Source organism: Bacillus cereus group sp. BfR-BA-01350, assembly GCF_022663775.1.
In the GTDB taxonomy this organism is placed as follows: Bacteria; Bacillota; Bacilli; order Bacillales; family Bacillaceae_G; genus Bacillus_A; species Bacillus_A paranthracis.
Window position 1 is genome coordinate 18,095 of the sequence record NZ_JAKUGD010000021.1, and the last position, 14,674, is coordinate 32,768.

Here is a 14,674-nt window from a genome sequence, read left to right on the forward strand (position 1 = left end):
AAGATGGCGAAGAAACAAAGTATACTATCACCAATCATCCGTATTACTTTTACATTTTTAGTGTTGTGCGGCCTTGTATACCCGCTTATTGTTACTGGTATTGCACAAGCGGTAATGAAGGATAATGCGGATGGAAGTCTAATATATAATGATAAAAATGAAGTGATTGGTTCTACATTAATCGGTCAAAATTTCACAAATCCACGTTATTTTCATGGGCGTGTTTCTAGTATTGAATATAAAGCAGAGGCATCTGGTTCAAATAACTATGCACCGTCTAATCCAGATTTAGAGAAACGAGTAGAGAAAAGTATTGAAGAGTGGAAGAAACAAAATCCCACCGTACCAGTTACAGAAGTGCCAATTGATTTAGTGACAAATTCAGGTTCAGGGCTTGATCCTGACATTAGTCCGAAGGCAGCTTCCGTACAGGTAGAGCGTATCTCAAAATTAACGAAAATTCCGAAAGAAACACTAGAGCAATTGATTAAAGATCAAACAGAAGGTGCGGCACTTGGTTTATTTGGAGAGACCCGCGTAAACGTCTTAAAGTTAAATTTAGAATTACAGAAACTACTGAAATAGTAACAGTGCTACCTCAATCTAACGGATTGAGGTAGTGTTGTTTCGAAAGAAAGGTTGTGTGTGTTTTGTATGCGGATGACTATAAACCGACGTTTCAAAGGCGAACGCCAGAGGAATATTTAGAATATATTCGTCAGCAAAATCGTGGGAAGTTAAAGCTATATGTAGGGGCTGCTCCAGGAGTAGGGAAAAGTTATAAAATGCTCTATGATGCTAGAGAGATGAAAAAGGACGGTATGGATATTGTAATTGGTTTAATTGAAACGCACGGGAGAAAAGAGACGGAAGAAGCAATTGCTGATTTAGAAAAAGTTCCTTTGAAAGAAATACAGTATAAAGGAAAAGTATTTTATGAGCTTGATGTGGAAGGCATTATAAAACGTGCACCGCAAGTTGTTGTGGTGGATGAACTTGCGCATAGTAATGTTCCTGGATCTAAAAATAAGAAACGCTATATGGATGTACAGGAATTGATAGATGCCGGTATATCCGTATTATCAGCGTTTAACATCCAACATTTAGAAAGCGTTCATGACATTGTAGCTCAAATTACAAATGTGAAAGTAAGAGAACGTATTCCAGATTTTATTTTGCAAAAGGCGAATGAAATTCAGCTCGTTGATGCAACGCCGGAAGTACTTCGGAAGAGGTTAATAGACGGAAAGATATATAAAGAAGAAAAAATTCAGCAAAGCTTACAAAATTTCTTTACGCTTAATAATTTAGGAGCACTAAGAGAATTATCACTTCGTGAAGTCGCTGACGATATGGACGAAAAGATTAGTCAAACAGTGATAGAACCGATTGGAGTGAAAGAAAAAATTCTCGTTTGCGTACAGTACAGTTCAACGGCAGAGAAATTAATAAGACGGGGATGGCGCATGGCTGATCGGTTATACGCTGAATTGTATGTATTAAATGTTGAAAGAGAAAATATAGATTCTCTTTCAGCTAGTAAAAAGCAAACGATTGAAGAGTGGAAGGCGCTCACGAATCAATTTGATGCAAGGTTTGTGTTAGAAGAGTCGAAAGGGAGAAAGCCAGCAGACGTTATTATTGAAGTCGCGAAAAGATTACAAGTAACGCAAATTTTACTTGGGCAATCAGCGAGAACGCGGTGGGAAGAAATTCGAAAAGGTTCTATTGTAAATGAAATTATGAGACAGACGAAACATATTGATATTCATATTGTTGCGGATCAAAGAGTTTAAAATAGAGCCGACCTTTTTGGGGGCTCTATTTTGCTTTTTGTAAAGCATGAAAATGTAGCATTTTCATTGCGTATAAAATGATAAGTAGAAATGTAATTGCACCTAGGAAGAAAATCCAAAAGTAATTTTGATTAAATAAAAGAAAGCCACCTACAATAGGTCCAGTCCCCATACCAAGATAGCGGATGAAGTTGTACATACCGATAGCTGTTGCGCGTTCTTGTACGAATTCTTCCGTTAATAAAGTAGTGTGAGTTGGCATAGAAAGTCCCATACTAAAACCGTACAAAGATGTAACGATAATGATGAATGGGATATTGATGCTATATGTGAAAGAAAATAAAACGACACATATAATATTGAAGAAACTCGTAATGAATAAAGCTTGCTTTGTTGTGAGGCGTTTTTGCAAAAACTTGTAGCAAAAACTTCCCAGCATGATAGAAAGAGACATTGGTACAAACATAAGACCAATTTCCTTTACAGTTAAATGAAATGAATTTGTTAAAATACTCGGTAAAAAAACGAGAAAGCAAAAGTAAATACAAAATTGAATGAAGCCAATAAGAGTAATAGAAAATCCAGTTTTATTTTTTAAGATAAACCAGTAATTCTTTTTTGCTTGCGGTCGCTTAATTACAGTAGGTTTTGTTTCTGGAAGTAGTGAAATGTTTATCATTAATAAGAGAATGCCAAGTATAGATAAAAATAGAAATACGGATAAGTGGCCATTTATACTGCCGAGATAACCACCAATGAGAGGACCAATCGCAGGTGCGAGGGCAAGTAACATTTGGTATAGGCTCATCGCTTCTCCGCGTTCTTTTCCTTCAAATAAATCGCCGATAATCGTTGCTGAAACTACAGGTATAGCCGCTATTCCTATAGCTTGAACAGCTCTAAAAAAGAGAAATAAATAAATGTTTGCCGAAAAAGCACATCCGATTGAACCAATTGTACTAATGACTAAACTAGGGATAAGGACAGATTTTCTCCCTTTTGTATCAATGAAAGGTCCATATACGAGCTGCATAATTGCAAGAATGAATGTGAAAAGTGAAACTGTTACATTTACAAGATAAAGAGAAGTATGAAAAGAACCTTGAATCATGGGCAAGATAGGTGTGTAAATATTTTGAGCGAAGGAACCAAGTAAGGCACTAATACAGACAACATATAAAGTGAAATGTAGTTTGGATTTTTTCATTATGTTAACCTCCTTCTTTTTAGTTTCCTTGGAAACTAAATTTATTTTAACATGATTTTCTCACTTGTAAAGATGAAAAAATGGTTTTAAAATGGTATATAGTTAAATTGTTTCTTTGGAAACTTAGGAGGCGAACGGATTGAAGCGTGCAACGAAACAAATGGAAATACTTTCGGACATTCGTACACTTTTGCATAAAAGAGAAGAACATTTGAAAGGACAAAATGAGAAGTTTCTTCGTGAGACAGGTGTAAGTAGTATGTCTTTATCTGAGTTACATGTAATCGAGTGTATCGGGAAAAATGGTCTGATGAATGTAACGGCAATTACGATAGAAATGGGAATGACGAAGGGTGCAATCTCTAAAGTTTGTACAAAGTTGTTCCAAAAGAAATTCGTTGAGAAGATGCAAATGTTAGACAATCAAAAAGAAATTTTCTTTCGCTTAACGGAAAGCGGAAATGAAATATATAAAGCTCATGATAAATTGCATAAACAAGCTGAAGAAAAGTGGCTGTTACTCTTAGATAGATATACGAAAGAAGAACAAGATTTTATTCAGAGGTTTATAAAGGATGTCTCTGATCATTTGGAAATATAATTGGAAGAAAAAATTCCGTTTTCTCAAGTCTTTTAAATATAATTTCTGAAAGAACTCATATATAATAGAAACAGATACTTAACATGGTGAATAATTAAAGAGTCAATATATATAGAGGAGAGAGTAACATGCTTGAAAATACAGGGTTAGTATTAGAAGGCGGCGGTATGCGTGGTGTATATACGGGCGGGATATTAGAATATTTTATGGAACAAGATTTATATTTTCCATATGTAATCGGTGTATCAGCTGGTGCTTGTCATGCAGCGTCGTATCTTTCCAGACAAAGAAATAGAAATAAAACAGTAAATATTGATTATGCATCACATCCGAAATATTTATCGTATAAAAACTTATGGAGAAAACGTCAGCTATTTGATATGGATTTTATTTTTCATGAAATTCCAGAAAAGCATGTGCCGTTTGATTTTGAAACATACTTTAATAGCCCAGAGCGTTTCCTTGTAGGAACGACGGATTGTGAAACAGGACAGTCTGTTTATTTTGAAAAAGAGGGAACGAATGACGATGCACTAAATTTATTACAAGCTTCTAGTTCATTACCTTTCATTGCACCAGTAGTAAATTATCGTGGTAAGCAATTATTAGATGGCGGGATTTCAGATCCAATTCCAGTTCGTAAAGCACAGGAAGATGGATTTGAAAAATCAGTCGTAATTTTAACAAGAAATCACGGTTACGCAAAGAAAAAATCAAGATTTGGGTGGATTGCTGCGAAAGCTTATAAAAAATATCCGAATCTTGTTAACACGATGCTAAATCGCTATGAAGTGTATAATGAAACACTTCACTACATTGAAAAAGAAGAACAAGCGGGTAATTTATTTGTTATTCGTCCAGAAGTACCGCTTCAAGTAGATCGTATGGAAAAAGATACAGCAAAACTACAAAATCTATATGAGCAAGGCTATGAAGATGCAAAGAGACAGTTTGCAGATTTAAAAGCGTTCTTGCAAAAATAAGTATTAGGCTGTGGAGATGGAGTTCTCTGCAGTCTTTTTTATTATTGGTTTCAATACTGAATGTTGGTTATACACGTTTTTAGGTTGTGGTATAATATGGATAAAAGGTATGTGGAGAGGTGATACATATGGAAAATGTATATAAAGGTCTTAGACATACTGGATTTACCATGATGCTTATTTTTGGTGGTGTATTTTTACTGCGCTGGTTCATTCATGATGAAATGCTACTGGATCAGCTTATTGGGTGTAGCGTAGGGATGGTAATGGTTATTTCTTCAGTTTTCATTCAGAAGTATAGTAAAGAATTACAGGTAGAAGAGAAATATTAAAAGATTATAAGCTCCTTCATATTTTGGAGGGACCGTTATAGTTTGAATGATTGTTATAAAAGAAAAGTAGAGCATCGAAATCCGATGCTCTACTTTTTTAATGTGGTAAGAAAATCAATTGATAAGCAAACAAAATTCCAAATACATATACAAGTGGGTGAACAGCACGGAATTTACCTTTTGCCACTTTCATAAGTGGATATGAAATAAATCCAAGTGCAATACCTGTTGCGATACTTGATGTAAGTGGCATGCTTAAGATTACTAAGAATGCTGGGAATGCTTCATCAAATGCGTCCCAATCGATGTGGCGAACTGAACCCATCATAAGGCTACCAACGATAATTAATGATGGTGCAGTAATAGCTGATACACCAGAAACGGCACTTACTAAAGGTCCGAAGAATGCTGCTAGAGCGAATAGAACAGCTACTGTAACAGTTGTTAAACCAGTACGACCACCAGCTGCAACGCCAGCAGAAGATTCAATGTAAGCTGTTGATGGTGTTGTTCCGAACATAGAACCGATTGTTGCTGAGAATGAGTCAGATAGAAGAGCTCGTCCAGCTTTTGGAAGCTTTCCATCTTTCATAAATCCACCTTGTTGAGCAACGCCAAGTAATGTACCTGTTGTATCGAATAATGTAACAAGGAAGAATGAGAATACAACGCCGTATAATCCATAGTTAATTACGTCAGATACAGCAGTAATTGGATTTGAAACGATAATTCCTTCTGGTAATCCAGGCATTGATGTAACGCCGTTTGAGAATGTTAATTGTCCTGTGAAGAAAGCAATAATACCAGTTAATAGCATACCGATAAATAGTGCGCCATTTACATTTAAAGACATAAGAACAATCGTAATTCCAAGTCCAGCTAATGCTAGTAGTACTGGAGCAGAGTGAAGATCACCAAGTCCAACTAAGTTTGCTTCATTTTTTGTAACGATACCTGTTAAACGTAAACCGATAAAGGCGATGAAAAGCCCGATACCAGCAGTAATTGCATGTTTTAAGTTTTCAGGAATTGCTTCCATTAATTTTGTACGGAAAGATGTGAATGATAACAAAATTAAAATCATACCTGCTACGAATACAGCAGAGAATGCAATTGCGAAAGTCATGCCTTCATGAGCTTTTACAACAGAGTAAGAGAAGTAAGCATTTAATCCCATACCTGGTGCAATTGCGATTGGTAAGTTTGTAAAGATCGCCATAAATAATGTTCCGACAACAGCAGCGATAATGGTTGCTGTAAATGCTTGTTCGAATGGAACTCCTGCATCCCCAAGGATGACAGGGTTTACGACAATGATATATGCCATTGTTAAGAAGGTAATAATACCTGCCATAATTTCAGTTTTAATAGAAGTTTTATGTTTTGAAAGGTTAAACATATAAACATCCTTTCTGTTTACGAATAATTTTCACAACAGTTATATATAATATTCGTTTTTTAACTATTTTGCAATAGTTTTGCATAAAAAGTTTACAACAATTCATATTTTGTGTCTTAAATTCGAATATTAATCGTAATATGATGTGCGAATTTCAGTTTTTATTATGCACATTATAAGAAAAAGGAGTTGAAAGAAACTATGCCGCAGCAGAAAAACTTTGTAACAATGCCGGCGCAACATCAAAATAAACAGCCTGGCATTGAATCATTAATGAATCCTCTACCGCAGTTTGAAGATCCAAATTATAAAGGAAGCGAAAAGTTAAAAGGAAAGAGTGTATTAATTACAGGTGGAGATAGCGGAATTGGACGAGCTGTTTCTATCGCTTTTGCGAAAGAGGGAGCAAATATTGCGATTGCGTATTTAGATGAGGAGGGGGATGCAAATGAGACGAAACGATATATTGAGAAAGAAGGCGTAAAGTGTGTATTGTTGCCAGGTGATTTAAGTGATGAACAGCATTGTAAAGATATTGTACAAGAGACTGTCCGGCAGCTAGGTAGTTTAAATGTTTTAGTAAATAATGTCGCGCAGCAATATCCGCAGCAAGGATTAGAGTATATTACAGCAGAACAGTTAGAAAAGACTTTTCGTATTAATATTTTTTCTTATTTTCATGTTACGAAAGCAGCACTTTCTCATTTAAAGCAAGGGGATGTCATTATAAATACGGCATCTATCGTTGCATATGAAGGAAATGAAATGTTAATTGATTATTCCGCAACGAAAGGAGCTATCGTTGCTTTCACACGATCGCTTTCTCAATCGTTAGTGCAAAAAGGGATTCGTGTAAATGGTGTTGCGCCAGGACCAATTTGGACACCACTTATTCCATCAAGTTTTGATGAGAAAAAAGTATCACAGTTTGGGAGCAATGTTCCGATGCAAAGACCTGGTCAACCATATGAATTAGCGCCAGCATATGTATATTTAGCGTCTAGTGATTCATCCTATGTTACCGGGCAAATGATACATGTAAATGGGGGCGTTATTGTAAATGGATAGTTTTCATTTATAAGAGCAAAGTAAAGTTAATTCCACTTATTATAGTGAGCGCTAGGGGGATATAAATGAAAAAGTTATGTTTCATCATACTATTATTTTTCATCCTACCGGTTAGTGCTTTTGCTAATACAGATCATTTAATATTAGTGAATCTTACGACAAACCAGTTGTCTTTTTTTGAAAATGGAAATTATACAAAAACATTCCCTGTAACAACTGGAAGAGATCGTACACCTACGCCTGAAGGTAATTTTTGTATTATAACTAAATATAAAAATAAAGAATACCATCGAAAAAAAATAGCTGGGGGTGCACCAAATAACCCCCTTGGTACGAGATGGCTTGGGCTAGATAAGAATGAATATGCGATTCATGGGACAAATCGGGAATGGACGATTGGAAGTAGGGAATCAAATGGGTGTATTCGCATGCATGACAGGGATATACAGTGGTTATATGATCGAGTCCATTTACAAACAAAAGTAATCATTTCTCGTTTTCATACGAGCCCCGAATATGAAGCGAATAAGCTTGGTTATCGTGTTGTGAGCTGGAATGGTCGTAAAGTAGAAGAAGAGCAAATTGGTATGCTTACGTTAGTAGATCGCGCCGATATATATTGGCAAGAACCGAATGGACAGCTAACGAAAGTGAAAATGGTATTGCCAAACGAAAGGTATGCAGTGTACTCAAAACGAAAAGATGGAATATATTATATAGGAAACAATTTGTATATAGTGGATGAAACAGGAGAAAAAATTCGTTATGAGCAAATTCCTTCTTCAGCTTTAAGTAATATATATAAACGAAAATATAATGTTCCGTAATAGGCTACCGTATTATAGACGGTAGCTTATTTCTACTTTGAGTTTAACTGCAACTATTGTACTTTGCTGAATATAATACAGTACAGATAGGGGGCGGTTACATTATGAAAAGTGAATTTGCGTTTAAAGTTTTCTTAGTAACGACCTGTTTATTTATCGTGTATTTGTATGCGTTTCTCGTCTTTTCGTTTTATGTTCCATACGTTGATTTAATATTGTTCTTCGGATTTATTTGGGCGTTTGTTAAGGCAAGGGAAGGGGAGAAAAGTATATATCGGCGTATTACGTTATGCGGGACAGCCGTTCTCGTTATTTTGTACTTTTTTATTATGCATGATTTTTGGAGGGGAATGTAAAAAAGCATACGATTAGTCGTATGCTTTTTATGTTTAATATTTTGGCTTAAATGTATGACAACAAGTCTCTACACTTGTTGCTACAGAACTTTCTAGCGTCTCGTTCGTTAAAACTGCACTTGTATACGATTCATTTTCAGTTTGACCAGTTTCATCCGCATCTGGCTGAACGATAATCGCACTTGCTTGACAAAAGTTACCTTGTCCCCAAAATGAACAATTGGAAACAGAGCATCTTACTTCTGGCATAAAACCCCCTCCTTATACATTAGTTTGGAATTTTACGTCCATTTCATGTGTAGAAGGAGTTTCCTTTTCTCGTTATTTTTTCGTTTGTTCAAACCATTCTTTAAACTTTTCTTTTGATTGTTCTCCGCTAATACGGCTTACTTCTTTACCATCTTTAAAATGAATAATCGTTGGCGTTCCTTTAATATCGTACTTATCCCAAGGCTCGTTTAAATTTTCAATATCAATTACTTTCATATCAACATTTAAATCTTTCGCTAAAGGTACAACAATAGGAGAGACCTTTTGACAATGAACGCAAGAGGTTTGATAAAAGTAAATCGTTTGTTCTTTTTTATCTTCTATATTTTTATTGAGATCTTCAAGAGAAATTTTATTTGAGTAGTAACCTTTTTCATCTGTCGATGCGCTTTTCTTTTCCATTTGTGTTACAGCAAAGATTGCCGCAAATAAGACGATAATAATACCGCCAAATATAAGCATTTTTTTCATTCTTTCATCTCCTTATTTGTTTTTGATGACAATAAAGCTACAAACAGCGATTGTAATAAAGCCGATAAGTGCTAAAAACGGGATTGTCACAAAGCCGAACCAGTTTATGTATTCTCCCGTACATGGTACGCGGCCGCAAGCTGCCCCTGCAGCTGAAAATGCTGCGATTTTTTGAATTGCATAGTGATATAAAGAAATACAAGCACCAATACTTGCGATCGGTAAAGAATAACTTGCGATGCGATAATCTTTTTTTACTACAGCGATACCGAGCCATAAAACGAATGGATACATGAAAATGCGTTGATACCAACAAAGGACACAAGGCTCAAATTTCATGATTTCGGAAAAGTATAAACTTCCTAGTGTTGCAATAAAAGAAGCTCCCCACGCGGTAAATAAAGCATATTCTTGCTTTTTTTCTCGTCCCATATTTTATACCTCACTTATAATAGTTACATACTAAATTATAGTATGAAGTGGCACAGAAAAGAAAGAAAAAATATGTTTATCAATAAAAGTTTTATAAGGGGAAACTTTTATTGATATGAACATTTTAAAAAAGCGCCATTCTCCAGAAGAGAATAGCGCTATAGTTTACATTTGAATTTGCTCTACTTCTTCTATATGTGACTTTTGGGATGCGTGGTCAATATATTGAAATAGAAGCTGCAATTGTTTATCAACTTCTGGCAGTTCTTTACTGTATTGATAAGCGTGTAAAAAATGCTCAATACGCTTAGAAAATAATTGATCGTTCGTTTGAACCATGAGAACGAGTAATTTATCCCAATTACAGCAATACGTGTAATAGAGAGCTTTATCATAGTCGTTATATGTTTGCACTGTGTACCCTCCTTACCGAGAGTTATATATAGTGTGTGATAAGTAAGGAGAAATACACTTGAAAGAATTTGTTAAGAAAAAAAGTGAATGAAAAAAAACGAGGTGTTTCCTCGTTTTTTAAGCTTTTGGCATTGGCGTAGGTGTTGGTTTTCCGTATCCTTCTTTGTATTTATTGTCGATATAGTTACGAATTTCAAGCGTTGATTTTCCTTTTTGTTTCATCGAAGCAGATTCAACTGCAATTTCTAGGCAATTGACGCAAGTTGTTGCATGGGAATCCCAAACAACTTCACCATTTTTTTTAATTTCACGAATAAAGCAATTTTTATTATTTTTATGTCCTACACTTTCACCGCAACCACAGTAACATGGAATCCAATCTAATAGCTCTGCATTTTGTCCAGCGACAGTGTAAATGTCTTTCATTTGTGGATCAAGCTTGTCTAGGAAGGTAGGAAGTGTGTCGACTCCTTTTGTTTTCTCTTGAATGTCAGCTTGCTGAGTGTGCGATGCATGGTCGTGCTCTTCTTTTGATTCAGATGATTTTTTTTCATTTGTACTAGTAGCTCCGCATCCAGCAAGAATTAAACTCAGTACTGCAAGTAAAGAAAATACATATTTCTTCATACGCTTGTCCCCTTTACAAATGTATTAATCAAATTGTATCAGAGATTATGGTGTGTCGGGTGAAGATTTTTTTGACCGATTTTTGAAATGCCATCGTAGTGAATGGAATAGAAATAAAACCGGGATATAAGCGTATACAATATATAAGCCAGCTTGAGATAGGACTGTATTTAATGTATTGATACTTTCGCGGTTTTTAAAAAATAAAGAAGCTGTAAAAACGATGAAAATAAAAAACGGTAATGTAAATTTAAATGAAATATGAAATGAACGCTTCATCGTTTGGCATGATGACCAAATGGTTAAACAAAGGTTCGGCAAGATAATTAAAAACCAAACAAAAATAATAATATATTCAAACCGTTGAATAAAAGGAACTTTAATTATTTTTAACATCGTTAAAGTAGGCCAAATAGTATGATTTAATTGTCCTTCACTATAATACATAAAAGATACAATAGCTAAAACTACATAAATCAAAATGCTAAAAAAAATTCCTGCATGAGCCCATCTTTTTAAAGATTTACCTTTTTCAATAAATGGATAGAAGATAAGAATTGTTTCAAAACCGAGAAACTCTAATGCAGATTGTTTTGCAGATATAAGTATATCAAAAGGTGAATGTGTAAAAATAGGTAAAATATTACGGAAATGGGCGTATTTCATTGGATAGACTAAAAAGAATACAACGAAAAGAGGAAGTACAATACCCCAAAAACATATCCCTGTCACAGAACGGAAGCCACCTTTTATAATGTAGTAAGTGACTAATAAAAACATAAGGGTAAGTTTCCATAACTTAATGGTAGGGAAGATCCAAACTTGTATCACTTCCATATATGTACGAAGAACAGTAAGGCAAAATAATAAGCAATAAAGAGTGAAAATGACAGAAAATATAGAGCCAAACCATTTTCCAAAACTTGTTGTATGAATGCTAATTAAATCTCCATCTTTTTCTAACATTTTTAACATACAAAACAACACAATATGGGTTGCAATCCCCGCAATAATAAGAGAAATCCAGGCATCATAACCAGCGTTTTTTAAAATTACACGTTGATACCCAAGAACTCCTATTCCAATTTGAAGCGAATGTAATAAAATAAAGGCAAAGTATGGAGAGACTGTCTTTGATTTATTCATTGTATTCATTGCTTATTTCACCTCACTATTCCCCGATTCCAGATTGTACAATATTAAGATCCAAATTTATATCTACGGCGACGTTTTTATACATATTTCGAATTTGTTTTATATTCCATTTTCTCGTATGACTTCTAATTTCATCGCGTATGCCTAAAGGATCAATTTCCTTTTTTTGAAATTGTTTTATTAAATCTTCACAGTCTTTTTCAACATTTCGTTCAATTTGTTTCTTTATATAGTTGATATTTGTTTCTTTTCTTAAATCAATCCAATTAGGAGAGTTTTTAATTAAACCGTTTAATTTTAAATGGATTTTTACTTTTGGTATGTCGCCAGTTTGATCTATATCATATTTATTTTTCCCAGCTAAGTTTTGTATAACGACCATACCTTTATGTTTATCCTTTGTTATTGCTGCTTCGTAACGTCCATTTTTCGTAGGATTAATAAGTAATTTTGCTAAAACAGAATGTCTTTTATTCGTATACATGACGACTTTATCGCCTTTTAAAAAGGCAAGTCCTTTGACAGCGACAGAATGATTATCGTCCATTTTAATATAAGGAACATAGGCATCACATACAGAAGAGTAATAATTATATAAAAAAATGTTTAATTCAGTTTGTGGAATGTTCTCATTTCTTATATTTTGCTCGAGTAAATCAGCAATATATAAAGAACCATTTTTTTTTCCGTAATTTAAAAGCTCTTCAGCTGATCCATCTACAATTGCTAGTTGTACATCACGTCCTATATTTGGATCACGTTGTAAGTTAGTAATAATTTCTCCCATTCCACGTTCTCCTAGAGCCTTTCCAAATAAGACGACACGCATTTGACCTACAACAACATTGTGAGGAGATTTAGCATTCAATCGTGAAGCGATTGTTTCAAGTGAACGAGCAGATGTTGATTGCGTCTCAGGCTTAGACTTTACACCATGCGTGTATTCTGGGAATAAGATAGTTCCTTGGAATTGTTTGTTTTTTGTAATATCAAATCCAGCAATATGAATAATACGCTGTGTATCCACTATATACGTTTGTGTACAGCCAGTCTGTAGAACAAAAAAGAGTATAATAAGGAACAAGAAAAGTTTTTTCATTCATTATCACCATCACGTTTTTGCTTCACTTTGTTTGGGTTATAGCGCCATTTTGATTTCGGTCTAAGGAAAGAAGGCCGTTGTGCCGTTTGACTAAATGGTAATCGAAGAAAACCTTCTGCTGTACCTAAACCACGAAATGGATATAAAGGTAATAAATAAGGTGATCCAAGTGATTTTAATTTAATTAAATGAGCTAAAATAAATACGAATCCGACAATAAGGCCTAATCCTCCGAATGCGCCAGCTAAAAGAATAAGTGGAAAGCGTAACAACCGGATAGTAGAAGACATCTTTACAGTCGGTGTTGTGAAAGATGCAAGGGCGGATAAAGCAACTGCAATTAATAAAATTGTACTCGTTAAAGCTGCTTCAACCGATGCTTGTCCAATTACAATCCCACCAACAATTCCAATCGTTTGTCCAACTTTTGTCGGTAAACGTGCTCCCGCTTCACGAAGCAATTCAATTGTAATTTCTAAAAAGAGCGCTTCTAGAATAGGAGGGAAAGGTACGTTAGCTCTCGAGAAAATAATAGGGCCTAGTAAATCGGCAGGAATCATTTGATAATGATATGTTAAAGCCGCTGTATAAATAGCGGAGGAAAAAAGAGAAAATATAGCTCCGAAAAAACGAATAATGCGAAAGAACGATCCAATCATCCACGGTAAATAATAATCTTCTGGTGAAATGAAAAAATCTAGTAACGTTGTTGGTCCTGATAAAGCATACGGAGAGCCATCTGTTAAAATTAAAACTTCACCGTTAATTAACGCAAATACAGCCCGATCTAATCGTTCTGTAGGTAATAGAACAGGAAAAGGTGAATTGCTATTATCACTAATAAATTGCTCAATCATAGTTGCGTCAAATGGGACATCAAAGTCAATGTCTTCTAGCCGTTGTATTGCGGTGTTGATAAATTGTTCATTTGTAACTCCTTCTATATAAGCAACTGCTACTTTCGTCTTTGACATAGTTCCGACGGTCACTTCTTTAAATATGAGTTGCTCTGTGACAATATTTCGGCGTAATAAGTGTATGTTTGTATCAAGGTTTTCAACGAAACCGATTTTAGGCCCGATTACGCTATATTCATTTTCTGTATCGTTATTTAATCGTATTCCTAAAACAGTACTTTCGGCACGAATTAAAGCATATTGATCGGGATTCGAATTGTTTTTTAAGCGTAATAAAATATATCCCCCTAATAATTTCTCACGAATATCATCAATAGAAGGGGAGGTAATAATATCTTCAATAGAGACGATATTACATAAATCAGAGATGTTTTGGATTCGATCCGATTCCTTTTTTAGAGGAGTTAAAATAAATTGTTTAATAATAAGTGCTTCCACTACAGATTTATAATAAAACAAGCATAATGTTTCATTTTCAAGTACGTTATAAGAGACAAAGTCGCTAGATTCTGTCATGCTTTGTATAAATTCTGGAATAGAACAAAGTGTTTTTTGATTAGTCTTTTTTGATTTCTTAGATGATAAACCGAACATTTTCTCACCTCTAACATATATCATTTGCTTGTGTTAGTTTTTGGGAAAGACGGGAATTTATACTTAAAAATTGAAAGTTCATAAACAAAAGGAAGAGTATAAAAAAACTCTTCCTTTTGTTGT

At 34.7% G+C, this 14,674-nt stretch carries 18 protein-coding genes; 8 read left to right on the plus strand and 10 right to left on the minus strand.

Annotation, left to right across the window (positions count from 1 at the left end; translation table 11 throughout):
- The first annotated feature begins 3 nt into the window (after positions 1 to 3).
- Both kdpC and kdpDN read left to right on the plus strand, forming a co-directional pair.
- On the plus strand, positions 4 to 585 hold the full coding sequence (gene kdpC / locus MR147_RS25860) for a K(+)-transporting ATPase subunit C (protein ID WP_242304857.1): 582 nt from the start codon (positions 4 to 6) through the stop codon (positions 583 to 585).
- A gap of 56 nt (positions 586 to 641) precedes the next feature.
- Complete coding sequence (gene kdpDN / locus MR147_RS25865; RefSeq protein ID WP_074608946.1) at positions 642 to 1,796, plus strand: KdpD-like non-kinase potassium sensor; 1,155 nt, start codon at positions 642 to 644, stop codon at positions 1,794 to 1,796.
- A 25-nt stretch (positions 1,797 to 1,821) separates the two neighbouring features.
- Here kdpDN and MR147_RS25870 read toward each other — a convergent pair whose 3' ends face one another.
- Complete coding sequence (locus MR147_RS25870; RefSeq protein ID WP_242304858.1) at positions 1,822 to 3,003, minus strand: MFS transporter; 1,182 nt, start codon at positions 3,001 to 3,003, stop codon at positions 1,822 to 1,824.
- 139 nt (positions 3,004 to 3,142) lie between these two features.
- On the opposite strand from MR147_RS25870, the gene MR147_RS25875 reads away from it, so the two are divergent.
- The 3 genes from MR147_RS25875 (at position 3,143) to MR147_RS25885 (ending at position 4,919) form a co-directional block, all read left to right on the plus strand.
- Positions 3,143 to 3,604 carry a MarR family transcriptional regulator gene (locus tag MR147_RS25875; protein WP_074608950.1) on the plus strand — a complete coding sequence of 154 codons (462 nt, stop codon included), beginning with the start codon at positions 3,143 to 3,145 and terminating at the stop codon, positions 3,602 to 3,604.
- Positions 3,605 to 3,732: 128 nt separating this feature from the next.
- Complete coding sequence (locus tag MR147_RS25880; RefSeq protein ID WP_074608951.1) at positions 3,733 to 4,587, plus strand: patatin-like phospholipase family protein; 855 nt, start codon at positions 3,733 to 3,735, stop codon at positions 4,585 to 4,587.
- A gap of 128 nt (positions 4,588 to 4,715) precedes the next feature.
- Complete coding sequence (locus MR147_RS25885; protein ID WP_071729194.1) at positions 4,716 to 4,919, plus strand: hypothetical protein; 204 nt, start codon at positions 4,716 to 4,718, stop codon at positions 4,917 to 4,919.
- Between the two features lie 97 nt (positions 4,920 to 5,016).
- Here the strand turns inward: MR147_RS25885 and MR147_RS25890 are convergent, their stop codons facing one another.
- Positions 5,017 to 6,318, minus strand: coding sequence for an NCS2 family permease (locus tag MR147_RS25890; RefSeq protein WP_000482728.1), 1,302 nt, complete (start codon positions 6,316 to 6,318; stop codon positions 5,017 to 5,019).
- A gap of 201 nt (positions 6,319 to 6,519) precedes the next feature.
- Here MR147_RS25890 and MR147_RS25895 point away from each other — a divergent pair, with 201 nt between their 5' ends.
- From MR147_RS25895 to MR147_RS25905, 3 genes are all read left to right on the plus strand, one after another.
- Positions 6,520 to 7,386 carry an SDR family oxidoreductase gene (locus MR147_RS25895; RefSeq protein ID WP_074608953.1) on the plus strand — a complete coding sequence of 289 codons (867 nt, stop codon included), beginning with the start codon at positions 6,520 to 6,522 and terminating at the stop codon, positions 7,384 to 7,386.
- Between the two features lie 65 nt (positions 7,387 to 7,451).
- Entirely contained in the window at positions 7,452 to 8,213 is a 762-nt protein-coding gene (locus MR147_RS25900; protein ID WP_242304859.1) for a L,D-transpeptidase, read from the plus strand.
- Between the two features lie 104 nt (positions 8,214 to 8,317).
- Entirely contained in the window at positions 8,318 to 8,569 is a 252-nt protein-coding gene (locus tag MR147_RS25905; protein ID WP_000834195.1) for a hypothetical protein, read from the plus strand.
- Between the two features lie 33 nt (positions 8,570 to 8,602).
- Here MR147_RS25905 and MR147_RS25910 read toward each other — a convergent pair whose 3' ends face one another.
- The 8 genes from MR147_RS25910 to MR147_RS25945 form a co-directional block, all read right to left on the minus strand.
- Complete coding sequence (locus tag MR147_RS25910; RefSeq protein WP_001115486.1) at positions 8,603 to 8,818, minus strand: DUF1540 domain-containing protein; 216 nt, start codon at positions 8,816 to 8,818, stop codon at positions 8,603 to 8,605.
- A 72-nt stretch (positions 8,819 to 8,890) separates the two neighbouring features.
- Positions 8,891 to 9,310, minus strand: a complete 420-nt coding sequence (locus MR147_RS25915) for a thioredoxin family protein (RefSeq protein WP_074608956.1) — start codon at positions 9,308 to 9,310, stop codon at positions 8,891 to 8,893.
- Positions 9,311 to 9,322: 12 nt separating this feature from the next.
- Complete coding sequence (locus tag MR147_RS25920; RefSeq protein ID WP_000532256.1) at positions 9,323 to 9,742, minus strand: disulfide formation protein C; 420 nt, start codon at positions 9,740 to 9,742, stop codon at positions 9,323 to 9,325.
- Positions 9,743 to 9,907: 165 nt separating this feature from the next.
- Positions 9,908 to 10,156, minus strand: coding sequence for a YhdB family protein (locus MR147_RS25925; RefSeq protein WP_001195458.1), 249 nt, complete (start codon positions 10,154 to 10,156; stop codon positions 9,908 to 9,910).
- A 117-nt stretch (positions 10,157 to 10,273) separates the two neighbouring features.
- Positions 10,274 to 10,783 (minus strand): PCYCGC domain-containing protein, encoded by a 510-nt coding sequence (locus tag MR147_RS25930; RefSeq protein WP_000761019.1) that lies wholly within the window; start codon positions 10,781 to 10,783, stop codon positions 10,274 to 10,276.
- A gap of 45 nt (positions 10,784 to 10,828) precedes the next feature.
- Entirely contained in the window at positions 10,829 to 11,938 is a 1,110-nt protein-coding gene (locus MR147_RS25935; RefSeq protein WP_074608957.1) for a GerAB/ArcD/ProY family transporter, read from the minus strand.
- Positions 11,939 to 11,954: 16 nt separating this feature from the next.
- On the minus strand, positions 11,955 to 13,037 hold the full coding sequence (locus MR147_RS25940; RefSeq protein WP_000732620.1) for a Ger(x)C family spore germination protein: 1,083 nt from the start codon (positions 13,035 to 13,037) through the stop codon (positions 11,955 to 11,957).
- Positions 13,034 to 14,551: a spore germination protein gene (locus MR147_RS25945; RefSeq protein WP_000467481.1), complete on the minus strand. Its 1,518-nt coding sequence runs from the start codon at positions 14,549 to 14,551 to the stop codon at positions 13,034 to 13,036. The genes MR147_RS25940 and MR147_RS25945 overlap by 4 nt, the downstream gene beginning before the upstream one ends.
- Between the last annotated feature and the right edge of the window lie 123 nt (positions 14,552 to 14,674).

Coding starts and splice junctions, on each gene's coding strand:
- kdpC (WP_242304857.1), top strand. CDS start 4: ATGGCGAAGAAACAAAGTATACTATCACCAATCATCCGTATTACTTTT.
- MR147_RS25870 (WP_242304858.1), bottom strand. CDS start 3,003: ATGAAAAAATCCAAACTACATTTCACTTTATATGTTGTCTGTATTAGT.
- MR147_RS25880 (WP_074608951.1), top strand. CDS start 3,733: ATGCTTGAAAATACAGGGTTAGTATTAGAAGGCGGCGGTATGCGTGGT.
- MR147_RS25885 (WP_071729194.1), top strand. CDS start 4,716: ATGGAAAATGTATATAAAGGTCTTAGACATACTGGATTTACCATGATG.
- MR147_RS25890 (WP_000482728.1), bottom strand. CDS start 6,318: ATGTTTAACCTTTCAAAACATAAAACTTCTATTAAAACTGAAATTATG.
- MR147_RS25895 (WP_074608953.1), top strand. CDS start 6,520: ATGCCGCAGCAGAAAAACTTTGTAACAATGCCGGCGCAACATCAAAAT.
- MR147_RS25900 (WP_242304859.1), top strand. CDS start 7,452: ATGAAAAAGTTATGTTTCATCATACTATTATTTTTCATCCTACCGGTT.
- MR147_RS25905 (WP_000834195.1), top strand. CDS start 8,318: ATGAAAAGTGAATTTGCGTTTAAAGTTTTCTTAGTAACGACCTGTTTA.
- MR147_RS25910 (WP_001115486.1), bottom strand. CDS start 8,818: ATGCCAGAAGTAAGATGCTCTGTTTCCAATTGTTCATTTTGGGGACAA.
- MR147_RS25915 (WP_074608956.1), bottom strand. CDS start 9,310: ATGAAAAAAATGCTTATATTTGGCGGTATTATTATCGTCTTATTTGCG.
- MR147_RS25920 (WP_000532256.1), bottom strand. CDS start 9,742: ATGGGACGAGAAAAAAAGCAAGAATATGCTTTATTTACCGCGTGGGGA.
- MR147_RS25930 (WP_000761019.1), bottom strand. CDS start 10,783: ATGAAGAAATATGTATTTTCTTTACTTGCAGTACTGAGTTTAATTCTT.
- MR147_RS25935 (WP_074608957.1), bottom strand. CDS start 11,938: ATGAATACAATGAATAAATCAAAGACAGTCTCTCCATACTTTGCCTTT.
- MR147_RS25940 (WP_000732620.1), bottom strand. CDS start 13,037: ATGAAAAAACTTTTCTTGTTCCTTATTATACTCTTTTTTGTTCTACAG.
- MR147_RS25945 (WP_000467481.1), bottom strand. CDS start 14,551: ATGTTCGGTTTATCATCTAAGAAATCAAAAAAGACTAATCAAAAAACA.